The 20,661-nt window shown below is 63.4% G+C and carries 22 protein-coding genes and 1 tRNA gene; 14 read left to right on the forward strand and 9 right to left on the reverse strand.

Going from position 1 to position 20,661, the window contains the following annotated elements:
- Nucleotides 1-23 precede the first annotated feature (23 nt).
- Entirely contained in the window at nt 24-305 is a 282-nt protein-coding gene (locus LVE68_RS11685; protein WP_232940570.1) for a hypothetical protein, read from the forward strand.
- Nucleotides 306-405: 100 nt separating this feature from the next.
- Here the strand turns inward: LVE68_RS11685 and mtgA are convergent, their stop codons facing one another.
- Entirely contained in the window at nt 406-1,086 is a 681-nt protein-coding gene (gene mtgA, locus LVE68_RS11690) for a monofunctional biosynthetic peptidoglycan transglycosylase (RefSeq protein ID WP_232940571.1), read from the reverse strand.
- Nucleotides 1,087-1,243: 157 nt separating this feature from the next.
- Here mtgA and LVE68_RS11695 point away from each other — a divergent pair, with 157 nt between their 5' ends.
- Nucleotides 1,244-1,798, forward strand: coding sequence for a DUF4166 domain-containing protein (locus LVE68_RS11695; RefSeq protein ID WP_232940572.1), 555 nt, complete (start codon nt 1,244-1,246; stop codon nt 1,796-1,798).
- A gap of 19 nt (nt 1,799-1,817) precedes the next feature.
- Here LVE68_RS11695 and LVE68_RS11700 read toward each other — a convergent pair whose 3' ends face one another.
- On the reverse strand, nt 1,818-3,311 hold the full coding sequence (locus LVE68_RS11700) for a C13 family peptidase (protein ID WP_232940574.1): 1,494 nt from the start codon (nt 3,309-3,311) through the stop codon (nt 1,818-1,820).
- A gap of 135 nt (nt 3,312-3,446) precedes the next feature.
- Here LVE68_RS11700 and LVE68_RS11705 point away from each other — a divergent pair, with 135 nt between their 5' ends.
- The gene (locus LVE68_RS11705) at nt 3,447-5,141 is read left to right on the forward strand and encodes an alkaline phosphatase D family protein (protein WP_232940576.1); all 1,695 of its coding nucleotides are present in this window, start codon (nt 3,447-3,449) and stop codon (nt 5,139-5,141) included.
- A gap of 209 nt (nt 5,142-5,350) precedes the next feature.
- Here LVE68_RS11705 and LVE68_RS11710 read toward each other — a convergent pair whose 3' ends face one another.
- Both LVE68_RS11710 and LVE68_RS11715 read right to left on the reverse strand, forming a co-directional pair.
- Entirely contained in the window at nt 5,351-5,689 is a 339-nt protein-coding gene (locus LVE68_RS11710; RefSeq protein ID WP_370636642.1) for a GntR family transcriptional regulator, read from the reverse strand.
- A gap of 387 nt (nt 5,690-6,076) precedes the next feature.
- Nucleotides 6,077-6,153 (reverse strand) — tRNA-Arg (locus LVE68_RS11715).
- A 397-nt stretch (nt 6,154-6,550) separates the two neighbouring features.
- On the opposite strand from LVE68_RS11715, the gene LVE68_RS11720 reads away from it, so the two are divergent.
- Nucleotides 6,551-6,970, forward strand: coding sequence for a c-type cytochrome (locus LVE68_RS11720; protein ID WP_232940580.1), 420 nt, complete (start codon nt 6,551-6,553; stop codon nt 6,968-6,970).
- Nucleotides 6,971-7,308: 338 nt separating this feature from the next.
- Here LVE68_RS11720 and rep read toward each other — a convergent pair whose 3' ends face one another.
- Nucleotides 7,309-9,342 (reverse strand): DNA helicase Rep, encoded by a 2,034-nt coding sequence (rep, locus tag LVE68_RS11725; RefSeq protein WP_232940582.1) that lies wholly within the window; start codon nt 9,340-9,342, stop codon nt 7,309-7,311.
- 224 nt (nt 9,343-9,566) lie between these two features.
- Between rep and LVE68_RS11730 the strand changes: the two genes are divergently transcribed.
- The 4 genes from LVE68_RS11730 to LVE68_RS11745 are packed head-to-tail and all read left to right on the forward strand — an operon-like array spanning nt 9,567 to nt 11,386.
- On the forward strand, nt 9,567-9,836 hold the full coding sequence (locus tag LVE68_RS11730) for a DUF3565 domain-containing protein (RefSeq protein ID WP_232940584.1): 270 nt from the start codon (nt 9,567-9,569) through the stop codon (nt 9,834-9,836).
- Nucleotides 9,836-10,303, forward strand: a complete 468-nt coding sequence (locus LVE68_RS11735) for a YaiI/YqxD family protein (protein ID WP_232940586.1) — start codon at nt 9,836-9,838, stop codon at nt 10,301-10,303. The genes LVE68_RS11730 and LVE68_RS11735 overlap by 1 nt, the downstream gene beginning before the upstream one ends.
- Entirely contained in the window at nt 10,303-10,824 is a 522-nt protein-coding gene (locus LVE68_RS11740; RefSeq protein WP_232940587.1) for a GNAT family N-acetyltransferase, read from the forward strand. Before LVE68_RS11735 ends, LVE68_RS11740 begins: the two co-directional genes overlap by 1 nt.
- Nucleotides 10,817-11,386 carry a GNAT family N-acetyltransferase gene (locus LVE68_RS11745; RefSeq protein ID WP_232940588.1) on the forward strand — a complete coding sequence of 190 codons (570 nt, stop codon included), beginning with the start codon at nt 10,817-10,819 and terminating at the stop codon, nt 11,384-11,386. Before LVE68_RS11740 ends, LVE68_RS11745 begins: the two co-directional genes overlap by 8 nt.
- 18 nt (nt 11,387-11,404) lie before the next feature.
- Here the strand turns inward: LVE68_RS11745 and LVE68_RS11750 are convergent, their stop codons facing one another.
- The 3 genes from LVE68_RS11750 to LVE68_RS11760 are packed head-to-tail and all read right to left on the reverse strand — an operon-like array spanning nt 11,405 to nt 13,732.
- Nucleotides 11,405-11,887 (reverse strand): methyltransferase family protein, encoded by a 483-nt coding sequence (locus LVE68_RS11750; protein ID WP_232940589.1) that lies wholly within the window; start codon nt 11,885-11,887, stop codon nt 11,405-11,407.
- A 51-nt stretch (nt 11,888-11,938) separates the two neighbouring features.
- A complete protein-coding gene (locus tag LVE68_RS11755; protein WP_232940590.1) occupies nt 11,939-13,435 on the reverse strand; it encodes a YifB family Mg chelatase-like AAA ATPase in 1,497 nt (498 codons plus the stop codon).
- Nucleotides 13,436-13,489: 54 nt separating this feature from the next.
- Nucleotides 13,490-13,732 (reverse strand): accessory factor UbiK family protein, encoded by a 243-nt coding sequence (locus LVE68_RS11760; RefSeq protein ID WP_232940591.1) that lies wholly within the window; start codon nt 13,730-13,732, stop codon nt 13,490-13,492.
- A gap of 467 nt (nt 13,733-14,199) precedes the next feature.
- Here LVE68_RS11760 and LVE68_RS11765 point away from each other — a divergent pair, with 467 nt between their 5' ends.
- The 6 genes from LVE68_RS11765 to LVE68_RS11790 all read left to right on the forward strand — a co-directional run bounded on the left by LVE68_RS11765 (nt 14,200) and on the right by LVE68_RS11790 (nt 19,750).
- Nucleotides 14,200-14,913 (forward strand): TorF family putative porin, encoded by a 714-nt coding sequence (locus tag LVE68_RS11765; RefSeq protein WP_232940592.1) that lies wholly within the window; start codon nt 14,200-14,202, stop codon nt 14,911-14,913.
- Nucleotides 14,914-14,966: 53 nt separating this feature from the next.
- Entirely contained in the window at nt 14,967-15,305 is a 339-nt protein-coding gene (locus LVE68_RS11770; protein ID WP_232940593.1) for a P-II family nitrogen regulator, read from the forward strand.
- A gap of 80 nt (nt 15,306-15,385) precedes the next feature.
- Nucleotides 15,386-16,645: an ammonium transporter gene (locus tag LVE68_RS11775; RefSeq protein ID WP_232940594.1), complete on the forward strand. Its 1,260-nt coding sequence runs from the start codon at nt 15,386-15,388 to the stop codon at nt 16,643-16,645.
- A 119-nt stretch (nt 16,646-16,764) separates the two neighbouring features.
- Nucleotides 16,765-17,103: a P-II family nitrogen regulator gene (locus tag LVE68_RS11780; protein ID WP_067084464.1), complete on the forward strand. Its 339-nt coding sequence runs from the start codon at nt 16,765-16,767 to the stop codon at nt 17,101-17,103.
- A gap of 361 nt (nt 17,104-17,464) precedes the next feature.
- The gene (locus LVE68_RS11785; RefSeq protein ID WP_232940595.1) at nt 17,465-17,692 is read left to right on the forward strand and encodes a hypothetical protein; all 228 of its coding nucleotides are present in this window, start codon (nt 17,465-17,467) and stop codon (nt 17,690-17,692) included.
- A gap of 165 nt (nt 17,693-17,857) precedes the next feature.
- Nucleotides 17,858-19,750 carry a DUF3604 domain-containing protein gene (locus LVE68_RS11790; protein ID WP_232940596.1) on the forward strand — a complete coding sequence of 631 codons (1,893 nt, stop codon included), beginning with the start codon at nt 17,858-17,860 and terminating at the stop codon, nt 19,748-19,750.
- 5 nt (nt 19,751-19,755) lie between these two features.
- Here the strand turns inward: LVE68_RS11790 and xerC are convergent, their stop codons facing one another.
- Nucleotides 19,756-20,658: a tyrosine recombinase XerC gene (gene xerC / locus LVE68_RS11795; RefSeq protein WP_232940598.1), complete on the reverse strand. Its 903-nt coding sequence runs from the start codon at nt 20,656-20,658 to the stop codon at nt 19,756-19,758.
- Between the last annotated feature and the right edge of the window lie 3 nt (nt 20,659-20,661).

Genomic DNA, 20,661 nt, shown 5'->3' on the forward strand with positions numbered 1-20,661 from the left:
CTAGTGGATCGAGAGGGAAGGGGATGAGTACTTTATTCTTAGCTGTCCTGGCCGTTTCAACCTTGCAGTTCCTGAAAGGCTTTTTCTCTGCAAGGGGCTTTTCGAGAAGGAAAATGGCGGCTCTTGGTTTCTGCTTGTCCACAACAGCACTACTCCTGGTGGGGCTTGTCGTTGCGCTTACGGAAGGACCTGATGGCCTCATCCGGCGCCTGGACTTCACCGGTGTTACCCTGTCCGCTGCGATGGTTCTGGTATTCACCCTAACCTACGCTCTGGACGGCGGGGGAGACAGTGCGCATAGGTGACTGCAATGAAACCGTGCCGTACAAGGGTTCAGTTTGTAGTTGGGTATGGTATTACCGTGTAAAAGCCTGGAGCCTGGCCGCGGGCGAAGCGTCAACGTCTTTACAGCTGTCCCAGGTAACCGGTCCCACCCAGCTGGCGCACCTGCCGGTCGATGGTGTAGGCGCGGTTGCGCACATAGCTTGACGGGTTGCGTGCCGACATCCGCTTCGGGCTTGGCAGTACCGCTGCCAGCCGCCCGGCCTGCCAGCGGTTGAGGTGCTGGGCGGAGGTGCCGAAGAAGTTGCTGGCCGCCGCCTGTGCGCCGTAGACCCCTTCCCCGAATTCGGCGATATTCAGGTAAACCTCGAGGATACGCTCCTTGGGCCAGAGGACTTCCATCAACACGGTGAACCAGGCCTCCAGCGCCTTGCGCACATAGCTGCGCCCGTTCCACAGGAACAGGTTCTTGGCGGTCTGCTGCGTGATGGTGCTGGCGCCACGGATGCGCCCCCGGTCCTCGTTCAGGGCTTTCTTCAGCGCGGCAAAGTCAAAGCCAAAGTGGTGGGGGAACTTCTGGTCTTCCGACGCGATTACGGCCACCTGCAGGTTGGGGGAGATCTGCTCCAGCGGCCGCCACTGGTGCACCGCCTCGCGCCCGCTCTCCCGCTCCCACGCGGAGATCACCGCAGAGGAGGCCGGGTCGACCCAGCGCAGGGCCAGGACCATCAGTGCGGTCACCACGACAAATCCGCTGCCGAGCCAGAATGTGTACTTGGCGGTGCGTTGCAGGTATCGGGTCATAATGCTTCGGTTTCAGGTTTTCTCGGTCGATTCACTGGGACCGCATGGCAGGCCGTGGGTTCCGGCGATCAAGTTTACTCAGCTGACAGCATCGAACAGAATCATGCAATCGATCATATACAGGCACATGACCGCAGCGAGTCTCCCGGAGCCCCCCATGCCCAGCACCATTGTGAAAGACTGGTTTGGATGCCAGTTTACCGACCTGCACCCGATGCTCCAGCAGCTACATATCCGGGGTGGCAGGCTGGTTGGTGAGGTAACCCTGGCCAGGGGTAGTGGGCTTGCCGGCCTGGTTGGGCGGCGCCTTGCGAGAAAAATGAATCTACCGGAACCGGGTGCCCACAGGTTGGCCGTCGACATTTCACACGATGCTGATGGACTGCACTGGCGCCGCAGTTTCAACGGAACGAACCGGGTCGATTCCCTTTTCCGGTCGGTAGGGAATATCGGGCAGGGTTACTGGATTGAGGAAACCGGGCCGCTGTCCATGCAGTTGACGGTGGATATTATCGATGGCGGCTGGTTCTGGCGTTGTCTCGGAGTGAAGTTCCTGGGGGTGCCGGTGCCGCGCTGGCTAATTCCGGACTCCCGGGCTTACAAAGTCATAGAGGCAGGGAAGTACCGCTTTCACGTGGAGTTTTCCCTGCCGATACTTGGCTCCCTGGTTTCCTACAGTGGCCTGTTGACCGCTGGGCACGCTGCGCCGTGATTGGGCGAGCCCGCAGGTTTTAGTTTTGCCACCACTGCAGGAACTGCTTGCCGACTGAATGCTGTGGCATTGAGTGTTCATCCGCCGCGATATCCTGCTCTTTTTCCATTTCCGTAACCCTCTGGTTGGCGGCCGTGAACCAGGCGGAGGGATCACTGGTTCCCATTTCCAGCGCATCCCCGTACAGGGCAGCGCTGAACCAGGTGCGCTCGGAGTCGTCGCTGCAGCCAAACGAGGTGCGGTCGGCTGCGGCGGAAGCAAAGACTGCGCGATAGGGGTTCGCCAGCGCCTGTTGCCACTGGCCGGAGTAGCAGGCGGAAATGATGATCCACTGGTAGCGGGTTTCCAGGTCGTCCAGCCACTGTGTGCCCTCGGTAACGGAGAGATCATTGAGGGCCAGGTTCTTCTCTGCCAGCTTCAGGTCGCCGTTCTTGTCGCCGTGGCTGACAAAGTGGACCAGCAGCAGGTCTTCCTGCGGGTCGAGTATCGAGTCGAGCTGTTCCAGGCTCCGGCGGATGCTGGTGCGGGTTGCCATCGGCAGCTCGCCGCTGCCGCCGTTGGTAAGGCGCAGTTGGCGGCCCTCAATATCGAACACGGTGCCCAGGCGCTGCGCCACCCAGTCCACCTCGCGGGCGAACACGCCCTCGGTGCCGTCGCCGCCCACAATCAGTGTGTACACATCGCGCACGCCCGGCCGTTGCGGCGCCAGCCCGGAAAATGCGGATTCCAGCCGCTGGGCCTCGCTGTACAGGCGGGATTCCATTTCCGCCCGCTGCCGGGTATCACTTTCCCGCCAGGCCTGTTCGCTGGGGTAGTAGCGGCCGGAGACAAAATAGCCCTGCTCCTCCACCCGCTCGCCGTTGTCGCCCTCGCGAATACGCACACCCTCTCCGCTGGCCTCGCCGTACTGGAAGTTGGCCCGGATAATGGTGCCGTCCGGCCGGGTCAGTTCGCCCTCGCCGTTGTAGTAGGTGTATTCAAACTCGCCCTGGTACTGGTAGCCCTCGTCGTCCCGGTAGCTGCCTTCCACCAGGTAGCCGTATTCAAAGGTGCCCTCGTAATCGGTGCCATCGGCGGTGGTGCGGTGGCCCTGGCCATGGGGGGCATATTCCTGGAATTCGCCCCGGTAGGTATCGCCGCCGGCGGAGGTCACCGTGCCTTGTACCAGTTCCCCCTGCCGGAATTCGCCATCCCATACCGCATCACCGCAGGCGTAGTGGCCCTGGCCGTGGAAATCGCCCCTCTGGAATTCCCCGGCATAGGTGCAGCCATCGGCAAACACCATCCGCCCCTCGCCGCTCATCTGGCCCTGGTTGAATTCACCCTCGTAGTGGCGGCCGTCCGGCCAGTTGAGTTCGCCCTCGCCGTGGAACAGGCCGTTTTCCAGCTCGCCGGTGTAAACCGAGCCGTCCGGCAGGGCCGTGCCGCCGCCGAACTGCTCCGGCCCGCAGCCGGCCAGGGCCAGCAGCAGCGCGGATAGCGACAGGGAAGTGAGCGGTGAGAGGGGTTTCATGGACTGTTCCAGGTTACGGACATCTGCCCCCAGACTAACAAAAAGGCATTCCCCGTGCTTCACCATACTTTAGCCGGGCTGTCATACTGAGCGGGTAAATTGCCTACGATAATCAATAAACAGAAGAGGGCAGCCGTGAGCAGACTGACTCGACGCAATTTCATCAAAGCCGCGCTGGCCGCCAGCGGCGGTGTGCTGGTATCCACCCCACTGCAGGCCATGACCCGGCCCGAGCTGCCCTCCGAGGTCGGCTTTCCCCACGGTATCGCCAGCGGCGACCCGCTGCAGGATGCGGTGATCCTGTGGACCCGCGCCGTACCGGCGAAAACCGCCAGCGGCGGGGATCCGGTGAGGGTTACCTGGGAACTGGCGCGGGACCGGGATTTCACCGATGTCCTGCGCCGGGGCAGCGCGGAAACCGGTGCGGGCCGTGATTACACCGTCAAAATCGATGTGCAGGGACTGGAGCCGGAAACCCGCTACTACTACCGCTTTGTGGGTGCCAGCGAACAGAGCCCGGTGGGGCGCACCAGGACCCTGCCCGCCGGCGGTGTGGAACAGGTAAAACTGGCCGTGTTCTCCTGCTCCAACTACCCCGCAGGTTATTTCAATGCCTATGCCCTGGCGGCGCAGCGGGATGACTGGGATGCGGTACTGCACCTAGGCGACTACATCTACGAGTATCCGGCCGACGGCTACGCCACCGAGCGTTCAGCGGAAATTGGCCGCGCATTGCCGGCCGACAACGCCGGCGAGATCCTGACCCTGGCGGATTATCGCAAGCGTTACGCCCTTTACCGCACCGATGCGGGCCTGCAGGCACTGCACGCGGCCGCACCGTTTATCGCTGTGTGGGACGACCACGAGATCACCAACGATACCTGGAAGGGCGGGGCGGAAAACCACAGTCCGGAAGAGGGCGACTTTTACCAGCGCCGCGCCGCGGCCATCCAGGCCTATTACGAGTGGCTGCCAATCCGCCCGCCCAAGGGCGAAACCAGGCCGCAGATTTATCGCAGCTTCCAGTTCGGCGACCTGCTGGACCTGCATATGCTGGATACCCGCGTGATTGGCCGCGACCAGCAGCTGGATTTCGCCGGCTACCTGGGTGAGGACGGCAGTTTTGACGGCCGCGCCTTCGGCGCTGCGCTGGCAAGCCCGGACCGTACGCTGCTCGGCCCCACCCAGCGCAACTGGTTGGCGCAGTCGCTGGAGCAGTCCCCCGGCCACTGGCAGCTGCTGGGCCAGCAGGTGTTGATGGGCAAGATGCACCTGCCGGCGGAAGTGATGATGAGTTTCTACAGCCGGGGCAAAAAGGAAGACCCGACGCCGGAGCTGGTCCAGCTGAAAGCCGCCAGCCTGAAAGGCGAGCCCCTGTCCGATGCCCAGCGGGCGCGGCTGGCACAGGTGGTGCCCTATAACCTGGACGCCTGGGATGGCTACGCGGTGGAGCGCGAGGCGCTTTACCGCCATGTGGCGGCGCAGGGCAAGAACCTGGTGGTGGTGGCGGGGGATACCCACAACGCCTGGTGCAATCACCTGACCGATGACAGCGGCAAGCTGGTGGGGGTGGAATTTGCCACGCCCAGTGTCACCTCACCGGGTATGGAGAGCTACCTGAAGCTGGACGAGCAATCCGCGGCGGAGATGGCCCGCGGCATGTCGGTGCTGGTGGACGACCTGCAGTACTGCAACCTGCACCAGCGCGGCTTTATGGCACTGACCTTCAACCGCGAACAGGTAAAAGCGGACTGGCACTTTATCGATAACATCGACAGTACCGAGTTCGCCGAAGCCGGCAGCCACACTGTGGTGCATCGCCCGGCCTGAAGCAGGGGTGGTTGACGTCACCCCGGCGCAGGCCGGGATCCAGTGGTGGAAAAGTGGTGGCAAGTCGCCGGCCGGCTAACTCTCAAGTGGTGCCGTGGAATGATCGCCACGATGGGGCCTGGCTGCAATCGCGTCAGCAAACCACTGGGTAACCACCTCGGTGCGGGTAATCGCGGTACCCCCGGGTGTGTTGAAGCGGCCCTCGGCCATTACTCGTACACCGAGGCCAGCCGGGTGCCGTTGCGCTGCACCATCAGGTTAAAGCGATAGCGATCGGCGCGATACAGGCCCCTGGCCAGCTCGATAATCCGTCCCTGCTCGTCGTAAACAGTGCGCTGCGCCAGCAGGGCGGGGCTGAACGCGGGGATCTGCAGCAGGTCTGCCTTCTCTTCATCCACCACGGTGGCACTGATCTCCTGGCTGGCATGGTCCACGACAATTTCGTACTGGTCGTGCAACAGCCCGTAGAGGGAGCCGGTGTTCAATTGCTGGATTGCCAGGTCGGGTAGAACTGGGCTTTTGGATTGGAGGTGCGGGGAGTTCAACAAGTCCGCTTTGCGGACTTTCCCCAGAGGATGCGCTCCCCCCGGTCGCGAATCTGGGCCCTGGGACTAGCCATATACAAGAAAGGCCACCCGTTGGGTGGAGCTGGGCTTTTGGATTGGAGGTGCGGGGAGTTCAACAAGTCTGCTTTGCGGGCTTGTCCCAGAGGATTAGCTCCCCCCGGTCGCGCATCTGGTCGCTGGGGCAACCCATATACAAGAAAGGCCACCCTGGTTGGGTAGAGCTGGGCTTTTGGATTGGAGGTGCGGGGAGTTCAACAAGTCCGCTTTGCGGACTTGCCCCAGAGGATGCGCTCCCTCCGGTCGCGCATCTGATCGCTGGAGCAACCCATATACAAGAAAGGCCACCCGTTGGGTGGCCTTTCTTGTATATGGCCCGCCCCAGAGGATTCGAACCTCTGACCTTCGCCTCCGGAGGGCGACGCTCTATCCAGCTGAGCTAGGGGCGGGAAAACTGGTTTTTCAAAGTCGTACAGTGCTTGCCTTGGCCCGGGAAGCCTTCGGCTTCCTGCGACGCTCCCCTCGCGGGGCTCGGGCCCGGCCACCAATCGCAGATTGGTGGCGTTCGGCGGCGCGCAACGCGGTGCGTTGCACTCGCTTGCCTCACCCAGCTGAGCTAGGGGCGGTTTTCGCTCTGGGTGACCGATACGGCTCAACCCGGCGAGGACGCGGATTATACAGAAGGGGTGGGGGCGGGTGAAGCTTGGATTTGGCTTTTCGCCTGCCGGCCCTTCGCAGCGGGCGGCACAATGACTATAATGCCGGGCTGGTATATATACGCGGCAATGTGCCGAAGCGAGTACCGGAAGTCACCGGACGGCGGTGGCTGCCTCTAGGGGGAACCGAATGAAAGCGATTTTGAGTATTGTAGCGGCCCTGGCCGTGGGAACTGCCGCGGCTGTGGCACAGTCCGTGGACGACCAGATTGCCGAGCGCATCGCGCCGGTGGGCGAGATTTGCATGAAGGGCGACGAGTGCGCCGCAGCGGCTCCGGCCGGTGGCGCTGCCGCCGCTGGTGGCGGTCCGCGCACTGGTGAGCAGGTTTACAACGGCGCCTGCCAGACCTGCCACGCGGCCGGTGTGGCCGGGGCGCCCAAGTTTGGCGACGCCGATGCCTGGGCCCCGCGTATTGCCCAGGGCATGGAGACCCTGTACTCCAACGCCATCAACGGCATCAGGGCGATGCCCGCCAAGGGCCTGTGTGCGGACTGCTCCGACGAGGAGATCCAGAACGCCGTGGACTACATGGCGGAGAACAGCCAGTAAGCGATTGCTTACCCCGGTTGCAGAAAGGCCGCTCATTGAGCGGCCTTTTTTGTGCCCGGCTTTTCCGTCCTCACAGCATGGGGTCCGTAGGGGCGGACCTTGTGTCCGCCCGGCCCCCGCGCCGCGACCGACACCGGGCGGATACAAGATCCGCCCCTACGGGGAAAGTCCTGTGCCGGGGGATACATAATCGATCCGTTGGGTGGGCGATACGGGCAACTGTAGGGGCGAACCTTGTGTTCGCCCTTGCCCAGGGGCAGGCACCGACCCCGGGCGGACACAAGATCCGCCCCTACACCGGTGGTGCAGGCCACCGAACACCCGTCGGGCCGCCCGGGTCAGTCGAACATGCTCAGCAGGGACCCCAGCGTTTCCTCTCCGCGGGCCTGGTTCTGTTCCGGGGTGGCCTGGCCGAAGCCCTCGAGCTCCACGTCTTCCTCCGGCAGCTCGTCCAGGAAGCGGCTGGGGGTGGTGTCCTGGTTCTCGCCAAACATCTTGCGCTTGCCTGCCAGCGTCATGGTGAGGGTACGCTGGGCGCGGGTGATACCCACATAGGTCAGGCGACGCTCCTCCTCGATGTTGTCGTCCTCGATGCTGTTGCGATGCGGCAGCAGGTTTTCTTCCATGCCGATCATGAACACATGCGGGAATTCCAGGCCCTTGGCGGCGTGCAGGGTCATCAGGCTCACCTTGTCGGTGGCCTCTTCCTCTTCCTGGCGATCCAGCATGTCGCGCAGGATCAGCTTGGAAATGGCCTGTTCCAGGCGCACGTCCTGCTCCAGCTCGTCGTCGGTGCCCTCCATGGTCTTGTTGAGGCTCTCCAGCAGCCAGTAGACGTTCTCCATGCGCTTCTCGGCCACCTTGTCACTGCTGGCGTTCTGGCGCAGCCAGCCGGCGTAGTCGATATCGTCGAGCATCTCGCGCAGCGCGGCGTCCGGGCTGCGCTCGCGGCAGTCACGCTGCACCTTTTCCAGCCACAGGGCGAAGCGGTTGAGGCGCTCGTAGCCCTGCTCGTTGATGTGCTCGCGGAAACCCATTTCCGAGCAGGCCCGCAGCATGGAGATCTCGCGGCCCCTGGCATAGTTGCCCAGCGCCTCCAGGGTGCTGGTGCCGATCTGCCGGCGCGGGGTATTGATGATGCGCAGGAAGGCGTTGTCGTCGTCCGGGTTTACCAGCAGGCGCAGGTAGGCCATCAGGTCCTTGATCTCCGCGCGGGCGAAAAACGAGGTGCCGCCGGACATCTGGTAGGGGATCTGGTTTTCCTGCAGCTTCATCTCGATCAACCGCGCCTGGTGGTTGCCCCGGTAGAGCACGGCGAAGTCCTTGAAGCCGCAGCCGCGGCGGGACTTCTGCAGGAAGATCTCGTTGGCGACCCGCTCGGCTTCCTCGTTCTCGTTGTTTACCTTGACCACCCGGATCTCCTCGCCCAGGCCGCGGTCGGACCACAGGGCCTTGTCGAATTCGTGCGGGTTGTGGGCGATCAGGTGGTTGGCCACCTTGAGGATGCGACTGGTGGAGCGGTAGTTCTGCTCCAGCTTGATCAGGCGCAGGTTGGGGAAATCTATCTTCAGCTGGCTCATGTTTTCCGGCCGCGCGCCGCGCCAGGCGTAGATCGACTGGTCGTCGTCGCCCACCACGGTGAGGCCGCCGCGACCGCCCACCAGCAGTTTCACCAGCAGGTACTGGGAATTGTTGGTGTCCTGGTACTCGTCCACCAGCAGGTAGCGGATCTTGCGGCGCCAGCGCTGCAGCAGCTCCGGGTCGGAATCGAACAGTTGCACCGGCAGCAGGATCAGGTCGTCGAAGTCCACCGAGTTGTAGGCCTTGAGGGCGTCGCAATAGCGGCCGTAGGCCACGGCGATGGCCTGTTCGCCCGGGCTCTGGGCCTGCTCCACCGCCTGGCGCGGCGTGAGCATGTCGTTTTTCCAGTTGGAGATCTGGTTCTGCACCCGGTCCAGCAGGTCGGTGTCCAGGTCGCCATCGCGCAGCATCAGTTCCTTGATCAGGCCGCGGGCATCCTCGGCATCGAAGATGGAGAAGCCGGGGCTGAGCCCGGCCGCGCGGTACTCCTTGCGCAGGATATTCAGGCCCAGGTTGTGGAAGGTGGACACGGTCAGGCCGTGGGCGGCCCGGGATTTCTTGCCATCGGGGCCGGTCACCAGCTTGCCCACGCGCTCCTTCATTTCCCGCGCTGCCTTGTTGGTAAAGGTCAGCGCGGCGATATTGCGCGCGGCAAAACCGCACTCCTCGATCAGGTAGGCGATCTTGCGGGTGATTACGCTGGTCTTGCCGGAGCCGGCCCCGGCCAGGACCAGGCAGGGGCCGTCCACATATTTCACGGCCTCTGCCTGGCGAGGATTAAGCTTGGTCATGGAAAAACATCTGGTCCGCGTCGAGGTGGGCATTCTAACAGCCGGGATCGCCCCTGCGTGGTACTGAATTGGCAGTCGCACGGGCCTCTGTGACTGCACTACGCTGGGGCGTTCGTATACACAGCAGCCCCGATTGGCTATAACTGCTGCCGTCGCCCAGCCGGGCGCGGGCCCGGCTGGGCAGTTGGGGGTTAAAGTGTCAGCGCGACCCGGGGAGAGCAGTAATGGAACAGCCAATTGTGGGTTACCACCGGGATGAGGAAGACCACTGGGTGGCGGAGCTCCGCTGCGGCCACAACCAGCATGTGCGCCACGACCCACCCTGGACCAGTCGCCCGTGGGTCATCACGCCGGAAGGCCGCCTGTCGATGCTGGGCTACCGGCTGAATTGCAAAAAATGTGACGCGGGCGCACCGCCGGACCACGATAACGGCACTCCGCCGCAACACAACGGACACGCGCAACAGGGTCGCGATAGAGGGGAATCACAGTAATGGCCAGAATCTGGGTGGACGCGGATGCGTGTCCGGTGGTGATCAAGGAGATCCTGTTCCGTGCCGCCGAGCGCACCGGTACAGAGATGACACTGGTGGCCAACCAGCCGGTGCGGGTGCCACCCTCACGCTATATCAAGTCGATGCAGGTCACCGCCGGCTACGACGTGGCCGACAACGAGATCGTGCAGCGCTGTGGAGCCGGCGACCTGGTGATTACCAGCGATATCCCGCTGGCGGCGGAGGTAATCGACAAGGACGCCACCGCCCTCAGTCCCCGCGGCGAGCGCCATACCAAAGCCAATATCCGCGCGCGCCTGAATATGCGCGATTTTATGGACACCATGCGCGCCAGCGGAATGCATACCGGTGGGCCGCCGGCCCTGAACCAGCAGGACCGCAAGGCCTTCGCCGACCAGCTGGACAAGTGGCTGGCCCGGCAGAAGCCGGCGCAGGGAGCGCGCTGATGGATAAGTCCCTGCGGCTGGTGGAACCCGTCCCGCAACAGCTGGAAGAGTTGATGTCCTGGGTAACTGACGCGGACAGCTGCCGTCTCTGGGGCGGGCCCTGGTTCCGCTTCCCGTTCGATGCCATCTCGTTTCGCGAGGACTGTCGCTGGGACGAGGCGGGCGGCCGCGTGCTGGCGGGGCCCGACGGCGGGATGCTGGCGTTCGGTCGCTACTACCTGCGCGAGCAGCGTTGCCACCTGGGCCACCTGATCGTGTCACCGGCAGAGCGGGGCAGGGGACTGGGATCGGCGCTGGTGCAACGCCTGTGTGCCGAGGGCTGTCGCCAGCTGCGGGCTGCGGAATGCTCCCTGTTCGTACTGAAAGACAATGCCCGGGCCCGGTCGGTTTACCAGCGGCTCGGGTTCCGGCAGGCGTCCTATCCGGGCAAGGCCGAGTGGCTGGAGTTGTGTGACTATCTGGTGGCCCCCGGCGATATCATCGCGGCGGCTTCCCCACTGGACCTGCAGGATCATGGCTAAACCGATGGAGCTGCGCACCGACCGCCTGCTGTTGCGCCAGTGGCGCGAGGCGGATCGCGGGCCGTTTGCGGCGCTGAACGCCGACCCGCGCGTGATGGAGCATTTTCCCTCGACCCGTAGCCGGGCGGAAAGCGATGCGACCCAGGACCGGCTGGCGGACCATATCGCCAGGCACGGCTGGGGATTCTGGGCCGTGGAGACCCTGGCCCGGGAAGAGTTTATCGGTTTCGTGGGGATCCAGTCGCTCGGAAGTGATGTCATGTTGGCGTCCGGCGTGGACTCGCCGGGCGTGGAAATCGGCTGGCGGCTGGCATTTGCGCACTGGGGCCGGGGCTATGCCAGCGAGGCGGCCCGGGCGGCGCTGGCCTGCGGTTTCGGGGATTTGCAGCTGGACGAGATTGTCTCCCTCACCACCCTGGACAACCACCGCTCGCAGGATGTCATGCAGCGGTTGCTGATGCGCCCGGCCGGGGAGTTCGATCACCCTGGCCTGCCGGCAGGGCATCCTCTCCAGCGGCACTGCCTGTACCGCCTGGCCCGGACAGACTGGTCGCCGCAATAGCAAAGGGCTTCGTTGGCCCTAAATGTACCGCCGCACGCGTTTGCGGTAACTGCGGTATTCGTGCCCGAATTTTTCCAGCAGGTACCGCTCCTCCGGCTTGACCACACCAAAGTGCAGCGCAGCGGCCAGCGGCAGCAGCAACAGCGGGCCCCACCAGCTGTTGAACAGCAGGGTGACACCCAGGTAGATCATCAGCAGGGCCAGGTAGATGGGATTGCGGGAGAAGCGGAAGGGGCCGTCGCAGACGATGCTGGTGGTGGGCCGGCGCGGGTGCACATGGGTGCCCGCGCGCACCAGCGCCCGCGCGGCCCAGACCGCGAGCGCCACACCGGCCAGGGCCAGGAACAGGCCCGGGCGCCAGAGGTACCGGTGCGTGCCGGAAACCGGCAGGGGCCAGAGCCACTGCAGCGCCAGTGCCGCGCCCAGGAAAAGCGCCAGCACCAGGGGCGGCAGCGCGACGATATCCGGGCGATCGGGTTTACTGTCACCGGCTCTGGTCATCCCCACCTCAAAACTGCTTTTACTCGACGCTTTTGCCTTCTATCGGCCTGTTCAGGCCCCGGCGCCAATGGGCTGCCGGCGGTCCAGGTTGCGATAAGCCAGTGCCTCGGCGATATGCCCGCTGCCGATGGATGCTGCGCCTGCAAGATCGGCAATGGTTCGCGCTACCCGCAACACCCGGTGGTAGCTGCGGGCCGAAAGGCCCAGCTGGTCCACCGACCGGCGCAGCAGCTCCTGCTCAGGGCCGCCAAGACTGCACTGCTGTTCCAGGGCGTTGCCCCGGAGCTCCGCGTTGATTGTAGCCTGTCGTTGCTGTTGCCGGATACGGGCATCGACGACCCGCTCCTGCACCACCGCCGAGGCCTCCCCGGTGGGCGCATCCTGCAGCTGGCCGGCAGTCATCGCGGCGACCTCCACGTGCATATCAATCCGGTCCAGCAATGGTCCGGACAGCTTGGCGCGGTAGCGCTGTACCTGGTCGGGGGTGCAGCGGCAGCGCGGCTCGCCCAGGTAGCCGCAGGGGCACGGGTTCATTGCCGCAACCAGCTGGAAGCCGGCGGGGAAGGCGACGCTGGCGCGGGCGCGGGCAATGCGCACCTCGCCGCTTTCCAGCGGTTCGCGCAGGATCTCCAGGGCGTGACGGGGAAACTCCGGCAATTCATCGAGAAACAGGATCCCGCGGTGGGCCAGTGAGATTTCCCCGGGGCGGGGATTGCTGCCGCCACCCACCAGTGCTGTCGGCGAGGCACTGTGGTGGGGCGCACGGAAGGGCCGCTGGCCGGGGAAGTCCAGGCCGGCGCTGGAGTAAACCGCGGCCACCTCCAGCTGCTCCCGCTGGCCCAGCGCCGGCAGTATCCCCGGCAGCCGGCTGGCCAGCATGGTCTTGCCGGTCCCCGGGGGGCCGTAAAACAGCAGGTTGTGACCGCCGGCGGCGGCGATCTCCAGGGCCCGGCGGGCGCGCAGCTGGCCGCGCACGTCCGCCAGGTCCGCTACCTGCGGCCTGGCCGGCGCCGGCGGGGGTTGCGCTGCCGGCAGTGACTCGCGCCGGTGCAGGTGGGCGCAGACCTGCAGCAGGTTCTCCGCCACCAGTATCTCCCCGTCTGCCAGCGCGGCCGCGGGGCCGGATGCCCGTGGCACCACCAGGCGGTGCCCGGCATCGGCACAGGCAATGGCTGCCGGCAGGGCGCCGGGCACTTCCCGCAGGTCACCGGTGAGCGCCAGCTCGCCGATAAACTCGGCCCCGGCCAGGGATTCCACCGGTACCTGCCCGGAGGCGGCGAGGATGCCCAGTGCAATCGCCAGGTCGTAGCGCCCGCCCTCCTTGGGCAGGTCGGCGGGGGCCAGGTTGACGGTAATGCGCCGCTGGGGGAATTCGAAATGGCTGTTCACCAGGGCACTGCGCACCCGGTCGCGGCTCTCGCGCACGGCGGCCTCGGGCAGGCCGACAATATTGAAGGCGGGCAGGCCGTTGGCCAGGTGGGTCTCGACTGTGACCAGGGGGGCAGAGACCCCCAGCTGGGCGCGGGTGTGGGTAACGGATAGGCTCACGGATTCATCCTTGAAGTGCGAGTTCCCGGGGTGGGCTGAAGCCCTGCAGGCTATCTACTTGTCCCCGGTGTTGTCCTGTTCCTGCACGGCTTGCTCCAGCTCCTGCAGCTGTGCCTCGAGCCGGGCCACCTTTTCCCGGGTGCGCTCCAGGATCGCGGCCTGGGTGTCGAACTCGGCCTGGCTCACCAGCGGCAGCCGGTTCAGCGCCACGCCAAGTGCGTCCCGCAGGTCACCGGTGATGACTGCCCCCTGTTGTTGCAGCTCGTGCAGTAACTGTTGCAATTTATCTGGGGCCACACGCAATTCCTCGCTAAAAAACACCGGTATATAGTGCTGGAATTGTAACCCAGTGCCCATGGGGGCAAAAGTTATGTGACCGATACACGATTTCTGTCGATAAGTGCGCTGTCATGGTTCGCTGGTGATTTCCCGCTCACCATTTGGGTGCGACCTCCCTTGGCCGGCTTCATTCTGGTGCATCTCCCCTCCCGCTTTTCCCCCGCTCATCTCCCGCCACGATTCTGGATCAGTTTTAAGTGGTTGATTTTCCAGCGTTTTGCCAACTTGGCATCAAGCCTGCAGATGCACCACTGCAGATCATTTCAGCCGGCGGGCATAAAAAGGCTCACAAGGCATAAAAAGATCGAGGGCCACACACCACCCCTCCATAACGAAAAAAGTCGCCCGATGCTGACAGCAGACTGCACAGAATAATTTCGACGAGAAAATCACAGAGTCCAAGGAGAATTAAGGTGGGAACGACTATGAATAAAATCGCTGCCGCAATAACGGCCGGGGCCATCGCCCTGGGCACCACTGCCACTGCCACTGCCGCCGAGGGTGGCGTTTCAGCCAGCGCCAACGTGGGTGTGGTGACTGACTACAAATTCCGTGGTATTTCGCAGACCGACGGCAGCCCGGCCGTGCAGGGCGGCGTCGACCTGGACTTCGGTAACGGCCTGTACGCAGGCACCTGGGCCTCCCAGGTGGATTTCGCCTACGGCGAGGACGAAACCGATTTCGAGCAGGATTTCTACGCAGGCTACGCCGGCGAAATCAGTGAGACCACCAGCTACGACGTTGGCTACATCTACTACGCCTACCACGGTGGCGACAATGACGAGGATTACCAGGAAATCTACGGCAGCGTCAGCATTTCTGCCCTGACCCTGGGCCTGGCCTATTCCGATGACTACTGGGCCGGCACCGGTACTTTCTATTACCCGTACGCAGAGTACAGCTTTGCGCTGCCGTCCGATGTGAGCCTCGACTTCCACGTCGGCGCCAACATGTTCAGTGATGAGGGCTTCCTGTTCGAGTCGGATTCCTACATCGACTACTCGGTTACCGTCGGCAAGGAATTTGGCGGCCTGAGCCTGAGTGCCTCGCTGGTCGGCACCGACATCAGTGATGCCGAGTGCTTTGACCTGGACTGGTGTGAACCATCGGTACTGGCTGGAGCCTCTTACACCTGGTAACGCGCGGGCCCTGCCGATCCCGGCAGGGCCACATTACGATGGGGGATCGCACCATGAAACTGGTTACCGCAATTATCAAGCCTTTCAAGCTGGACGCCGTGCGTGACGCACTGGCCGAGGCGGGCGTTAACGGCATTACCGTTAGCGAAGTGAAGGGTTTCGGTCGGCAGAAAGGGCACACGGAACTCTACCGCGGGGCAGAGTACGTGGTGGACTTCCTGCCCAAGACCATGCTGCAGATCGCTGTTGGCGACGAGCAGCTCGACGCCGTACTGGAAGCGGTCGGTTCCAGCGCCCAGAGCGGCAAGATTGGCGACGGCAAGATCTTTGTCGCCGACCTGGAGCAGGTAGTACGAATCCGCACCGGTGAAACCGGCGCGGAAGCCATTTAACCGGCCGCACCCGCGAGGGGAAACCGGTCGATAAAAACTAAATCAATTTCCACCAATTTCGGGATTGAACGGAGCGAAAGATGGAAAACCAAATTTTTCAGTTGCAGTACGCAATTGATACGTTTTACTTCCTGGTGTGTGGCGCACTGGTAATGTGGATGGCCGCCGGCTTCTCCATGCTGGAAGCTGGCCTGGTGCGTTCCAAGAACACCACAGAAATTCTCACCAAGAACGTGGCACTGTTTGCCATTGCCTGCATCATGTACCTGCTGACAGGTTACGCCATCATGTACGACGGCGGCTGGGCCCTGTCCGGTATCGAGGCGTTCAGCCTGGAGAGCGTGCTGTCTGACTCGGCCGACGCCGGCTTCGACGGCGGATCGGTTTACTCCGGCGCTTCCGACTTCTTCTTCCAGGTGGTGTTCGTGGCGACAGCCATGTCCATCGTCTCCGGTGCCGTGGCCGAGCGCATGAAGCTGTGGAGCTTCCTGGTGTTCGCGGTCATCCTGACCGGCTTCATCTACCCGATGGAAGGTTCCTGGACCTGGGGCAGCGCTTCCGTGTTCGGTATGTACACCCTGGGCGACCTGGGCTTTTCCGACTTCGCCGGTTCCGGCATCGTACACATGGCCGGTGCGGCCGCGGCACTGGCCGGTGTCCTGCTGCTGGGCGCACGTAAAGGCAAGTACGGCCCCAACGGCGAGGTCTACGCTATCCCCGGTGCCAACCTGCCGCTGGCGACCCTGGGTACCTTCATCCTGTGGATGGGCTGGTTCGGCTTCAACGGCGGTTCCGTACTGAAGCTGGGCGACGCCGCCAGCGCACACTCTGTGGCCATGGTGTTCCTGAACACCAATACCGCCGCTGCCGGTGGTGCCGTAGCCGCCCTGATCACCGCTCGGGTACTGTTCGGCAAGGCCGACCTCACCATGCTGCTGAATGGCGCGCTGGCGGGCCTGGTGGCAATTACTGCCGAGCCCTCCACCCCGACTCCGCTGCAGGCAACCCTGTTCGGCGCCCTGGGTGGTGTACTGGTGGTCTTCTCCATCGTTTCCCTGGACAAGCTGAAGATCGATGACCCGGTGGGTGCCATTTCCGTGCACGGTGTGGTTGGCCTGCTGGGCCTGCTGCTGGTGCCGCTCACCAACGACGGTTCCACCTTCAGCGGCCAGCTGATTGGCGCGGCAACCATCTTCATCTGGGTATTCGCCACCTCCTTCGCGGTGTGGTTCCTGCTCAAGGTCATCACCGGTATTCGCGTGAGCGAGGACGAGGAACAAGAAGGTGTTGACTTGGTAGAATGCGGAATGGAAGCTTATCCCGAATTCATGGGCAAATAAGCGCCCCGCAACGGGCTGCCGGCGGCACCGCCGCCGGCATTTCCGGGTCCGCATTGCGACGGTCCCCAGAATAAAGCAACCAGGTCAGATCCCGGCCTCAAACCAGGGGAATACACAAAATGAAATTGATTACGGCTGTAGTTAAGCCCTTCAAGCTGGACGACGTGCGCACCGCGCTCTCGGAAGTTGGTGTACAGGGCATGACGGTGACGGAAGTAAAAGGCTTCGGTCGCCAGAAAGGGCACACGGAACTCTACCGTGGCGCCGAATATGTGGTGGATTTCCTGCCCAAGGTCAAACTGGAGCTGGCGGTGGATGACAGCATGGTGGATGGCGCTGTAGAGGCCATCACCAAGGCAGCACAGACCGGCAAGATTGGCGACGGCAAAATCTTCATCACCGCACTTGAGGAAGTGATCCGCATCCGTACCGGTGAGACCGGCAGCGAAGCGGTTTAAATTCCTCCCTTCCCGAAAGCGGTGCGCGGAATTGTGCGCCAATGCTTGAAAAGGCCCCAGTGGGGCCTTTTTTCGTTTCCAGCCGGCATCGGCGGTATCCGGGCGGCTAAAAATTGTACAGTCGCTGGCAGGATTACTGCCCCAAAATTGGCGCAATTTGTTCCATAACCAGGGGCAATATCTGTGTGTCCCTGATGCTACAAAAAACTCTACCCCGGCCGCGGTCCCCGGCTGGCAGGGCCCGCCGCGAGTGCCTATATATTATTCGCCGTCGCGTATCGCGCAGCCGCGGTTTTAATGACCCGGTGCGGCACAGGGGTACTTCCTCTGTAACAGGAGTAGTAGTTACAGGGTTTCTACGATGAAAGCTAATGGTTACGAAGATCAGAGCAACAGCGCCCGTAGCAAAGACCAAGAGGATTTTGCCGAGGAGCGTTCAATTACGTCGAGAGAGCGGGCCAGAAGCCAGCTGAACAACGAAATCGAGGAGTTTCTCGCCCGTGGGGGCGCCATTAGTGAGATCGATCCGGAGGTGACGGCGGACCCGCCGCGCAAACCGCAGCCCAAGTACGGCAGCCGGCCGATCTGAGGGCTGGCCTGGCCCGGAACTTTCACCTGGCCATAACGATCGCTCCAGCCCGGGTGGCTTGCCCGGGCTGGGCGTTTGTGTCGATGGACCTCCCTCTGATCCGGTCATGAGGCCAGCCTGGAGGTTGCCGAGTTCCCGGGAGATATTGTGTAAGGGAGTATCAGAATGATGGCCCCAAACTGGTTGGGCACCTGCTTCATCGCGATGACGATAGCAGCCTGGAGCCATGCCCAGGACGCGCCCCCCGCCTCGCCCAACCCCGATACAAAGTACTCTCCTTATCCCGAGCAGAACTTCCCCAATCGGGTGTTCTTCGGCGACACCCACTTGCACACCAGTTATTCCACGGATGCCGGTATGTTCGGCAATACGCTGGGACCGGATGCCGCCTACCGGTTCGCAAAGGGAGAAACGGTTACCTCAAGCACCGGGGTGCCCGCGCGCCTGCATCGCCCGCTCGATTTTCTGGTGGTTGCCGACCACGCAGAGAACCTCGGCCTGGCGCCACTGATCGAGGAGTCCGATAAGCGCCTGCTCGCCAGCGAGTGGGGCAAGCAGGTGCATGACCTCGTCAAGGCGGGCAAGCCCGATGAAGCCTATGCGATGTGGGGGAGCGCGGTCTCTGAGCGCAAGGACCCGTTGACCGATATCGATGGCCTGGTGGAGTCCATGTGGCACCGGATCACCAAAGCGGCGGAAGCGCATAATAATCCGGGGCTGTTCACTGCACTGATCGGTTTCGAGTGGACCTCCAGCCCCGATGGCAGCAACCTGCATCGCAATGTTGTTTTCCGTGACGACAAGGCCAGGGCCGATCAGGTAATTCCCCTGTCTGCCTACGACTCCGAGGACCCCGAGGACCTCTGGCGCTGGATGGCCAACTACGAGGAAAAGGTTGGCGGTCGGGTTCTCGCCATTCCGCACAATGGCAACCTGTCCAACGGCCTGATGTTTGACAGTGTCACCCTGACCGGCAAGCAACCCCTCGACCGGGATTACGCTGAACGCCGTCGCAGGTGGGAACCACTCTACGAGGTCACCCAGATCAAGGGCGATGGCGAGACGCATCCGCTGCTGTCACCGAACGATGAGTTCGCCGATTTTGAAACCTGGGACAAGGGCAGCTTTGGCGCCGCAAAAGAGAGAGACATGCTGCCGCGGGAGTATGCCCGTGAAGCCCTGAAGCAGGGGCTCGCGTACCAGGAAAAACTGGGAGCGAACCCTTACCGGTTTGGGATGATCGGCAGCACCGACTCCCATACCTCGCTGGCCACGACCGGGGAGGACAATTTTTTTGGCAAGGCCACTGCGATGGAACCGAGCAGTGACGAGATCCGGTTCGAGGAAAGGATTACCGGTTATCTGCCCGACCCCCAGGGGCGGGACTATGCCATCCGCCATTACCAGGCCAGTGCCTCGGGCCTCGCTGCGGTGTGGGCACGGGAAAACACCCGGGAGGCACTCTGGGACGCCATGGCCCGCAGGGAAGTGTATGCCACTACCGGAACGCGCCCGATAGTGCGGGTGTTCGGTGGCTTTGAGTTCACGAAGGACGACCTGGTGCGCTCAGACTTCGCCAGGCACGGCTATGAAAAAGGCGTGCCCATGGGCGGGGAACTCGAGGGGTCCGACAAGGCCCCAACCTTCCTGGTGCGGGCGATGCGCGACCCGGACGGTGCCAACCTCGATCGTATCCAGGTCGTCAAGGGCTGGCTCGATGCCGGGGGCAAGACCCACGAACGGATCTACGATATTGCGGTTTCCGACGGCCGCAAGATTGGCGCTGACGGCCGGGCGAAAAAAAAGGTGGGCAACACTGTGGATGTGGGCAATGCCACCTACACCAATGCGATCGGCGCGCCCTTCCTGCAGGCCTGGTGGAAAGACCCCGATTTCGATGGCACACAGAACGCTTTCTATTATGTGCGCGTTCTTGAGATCCCCACCCCGCGCTGGACTACTTATGACGCCAGGTTCTTCGGCCTGAAGAGGCCGGAGGATGTTCCGGGCAGTATCCAGGAGCGAGCCTACACCTCCCCCATCTGGTACACGCCCTAGCTCACCTACGACTTTTTGCCTTTTGCCCGCGGGTGCGCCTGGTCGTAAACACGCGCCAGGTGCTGGAAGTCCAGGTGGGTGTAGATCTGGGTGGTGCTGATGTCGGCGTGGCCGAGCAGCTCCTGCACTGCGCGCAGGTCGCTGCTGGATTCCAGCATATGGCTGGCGAAAGAGTGTCGCAGCATATGGGGGTGTACCCGCTGCTCGGCACCGCTGGCCCGGGACCAGTGCGCCAGGCGTGCCTGCACCGCACGGTTGCCCAGTCGCCGGCCCTTGAGGCTGGTAAATACCGCATCGCCTTCGGCTGCCGGGGCAATACTGCGCCAGGCCCGCAGGGCTTCGCGTGCCTGCTGGCCGACCGGCAGCACACGGGTTTTGGCCCCCTTGCCGGTAACCCGCACTTCGCCGCCGGCCAGGTCCAGGTCGGCCCAGTTGAGCCCGGTAAGCTCTGACAGCCGCAACCCGCTGCTGTAAAACAATTCCAGCAGTGCGCGGTCGCGCACCTGCAGGCGTTCATCCCCGTCGCCAGCACCGGGGCTCTCCACGAACTCGCCGGCGGCATCTGCGTCCAGCACCCGGGGCAGTTTCTTGTCGGCTTTCGGCGCCCGCAGGCCGGCGGCGGGATTGGCGCGCAGCCAGCCCTGGCGCAGGGCGTGGTCGCCCAGGCTGCGCACTGCCGACAGCCAGCGCTGCAGGCTGCGGGGGGACAATCCCTGCCGGTGCAGCCGCGCCAGCCAGCTGCGCAGGGTCATTTCCCGGATCTCGCTGATTTCAGCCAGGCCGTCCACCTCGGCCTGGCGCAGCAATTGCGCCAGGTCGCGACGGTAGGCGGAGAGGGTGTGGGGGGAGAGCTGGCGCACGCTTTCCAGGTGGGCCAGGAAGCGCTCGATGGCATCGGCCAGCGGCATCGG

It is taken from the genome of Microbulbifer sp. YPW16, assembly GCF_021290385.1.
Classification (GTDB): Bacteria; Pseudomonadota; Gammaproteobacteria; order Pseudomonadales; family Cellvibrionaceae; genus Microbulbifer; species Microbulbifer zhoushanensis.

What these genes read in the sequence shown, in the direction of transcription:
- LVE68_RS11685 (WP_232940570.1), top strand. Translation starts at nt 24, where the DNA reads ATGAGTACTTTATTCTTAGCTGTCCTGGCCGTTTCAACCTTGCAGTTC.
- mtgA (WP_232940571.1), bottom strand. Translation starts at nt 1,086, where the DNA reads ATGACCCGATACCTGCAACGCACCGCCAAGTACACATTCTGGCTCGGC.
- LVE68_RS11695 (WP_232940572.1), top strand. Translation starts at nt 1,244, where the DNA reads ATGCCCAGCACCATTGTGAAAGACTGGTTTGGATGCCAGTTTACCGAC.
- LVE68_RS11700 (WP_232940574.1), bottom strand. Translation starts at nt 3,311, where the DNA reads ATGAAACCCCTCTCACCGCTCACTTCCCTGTCGCTATCCGCGCTGCTG.
- LVE68_RS11720 (WP_232940580.1), top strand. Translation starts at nt 6,551, where the DNA reads ATGAAAGCGATTTTGAGTATTGTAGCGGCCCTGGCCGTGGGAACTGCC.
- rep (WP_232940582.1), bottom strand. Translation starts at nt 9,342, where the DNA reads ATGACCAAGCTTAATCCTCGCCAGGCAGAGGCCGTGAAATATGTGGAC.
- LVE68_RS11730 (WP_232940584.1), top strand. Translation starts at nt 9,567, where the DNA reads ATGGAACAGCCAATTGTGGGTTACCACCGGGATGAGGAAGACCACTGG.
- LVE68_RS11735 (WP_232940586.1), top strand. Translation starts at nt 9,836, where the DNA reads ATGGCCAGAATCTGGGTGGACGCGGATGCGTGTCCGGTGGTGATCAAG.
- LVE68_RS11740 (WP_232940587.1), top strand. Translation starts at nt 10,303, where the DNA reads ATGGATAAGTCCCTGCGGCTGGTGGAACCCGTCCCGCAACAGCTGGAA.
- LVE68_RS11745 (WP_232940588.1), top strand. Translation starts at nt 10,817, where the DNA reads ATGGCTAAACCGATGGAGCTGCGCACCGACCGCCTGCTGTTGCGCCAG.
- LVE68_RS11750 (WP_232940589.1), bottom strand. Translation starts at nt 11,887, where the DNA reads ATGACCAGAGCCGGTGACAGTAAACCCGATCGCCCGGATATCGTCGCG.
- LVE68_RS11765 (WP_232940592.1), top strand. Translation starts at nt 14,200, where the DNA reads ATGAATAAAATCGCTGCCGCAATAACGGCCGGGGCCATCGCCCTGGGC.
- LVE68_RS11770 (WP_232940593.1), top strand. Translation starts at nt 14,967, where the DNA reads ATGAAACTGGTTACCGCAATTATCAAGCCTTTCAAGCTGGACGCCGTG.
- LVE68_RS11775 (WP_232940594.1), top strand. Translation starts at nt 15,386, where the DNA reads ATGGAAAACCAAATTTTTCAGTTGCAGTACGCAATTGATACGTTTTAC.
- LVE68_RS11780 (WP_067084464.1), top strand. Translation starts at nt 16,765, where the DNA reads ATGAAATTGATTACGGCTGTAGTTAAGCCCTTCAAGCTGGACGACGTG.
- LVE68_RS11785 (WP_232940595.1), top strand. Translation starts at nt 17,465, where the DNA reads ATGAAAGCTAATGGTTACGAAGATCAGAGCAACAGCGCCCGTAGCAAA.
- LVE68_RS11790 (WP_232940596.1), top strand. Translation starts at nt 17,858, where the DNA reads ATGATGGCCCCAAACTGGTTGGGCACCTGCTTCATCGCGATGACGATA.
- xerC (WP_232940598.1), bottom strand. Translation starts at nt 20,658, where the DNA reads ATGCCGCTGGCCGATGCCATCGAGCGCTTCCTGGCCCACCTGGAAAGC.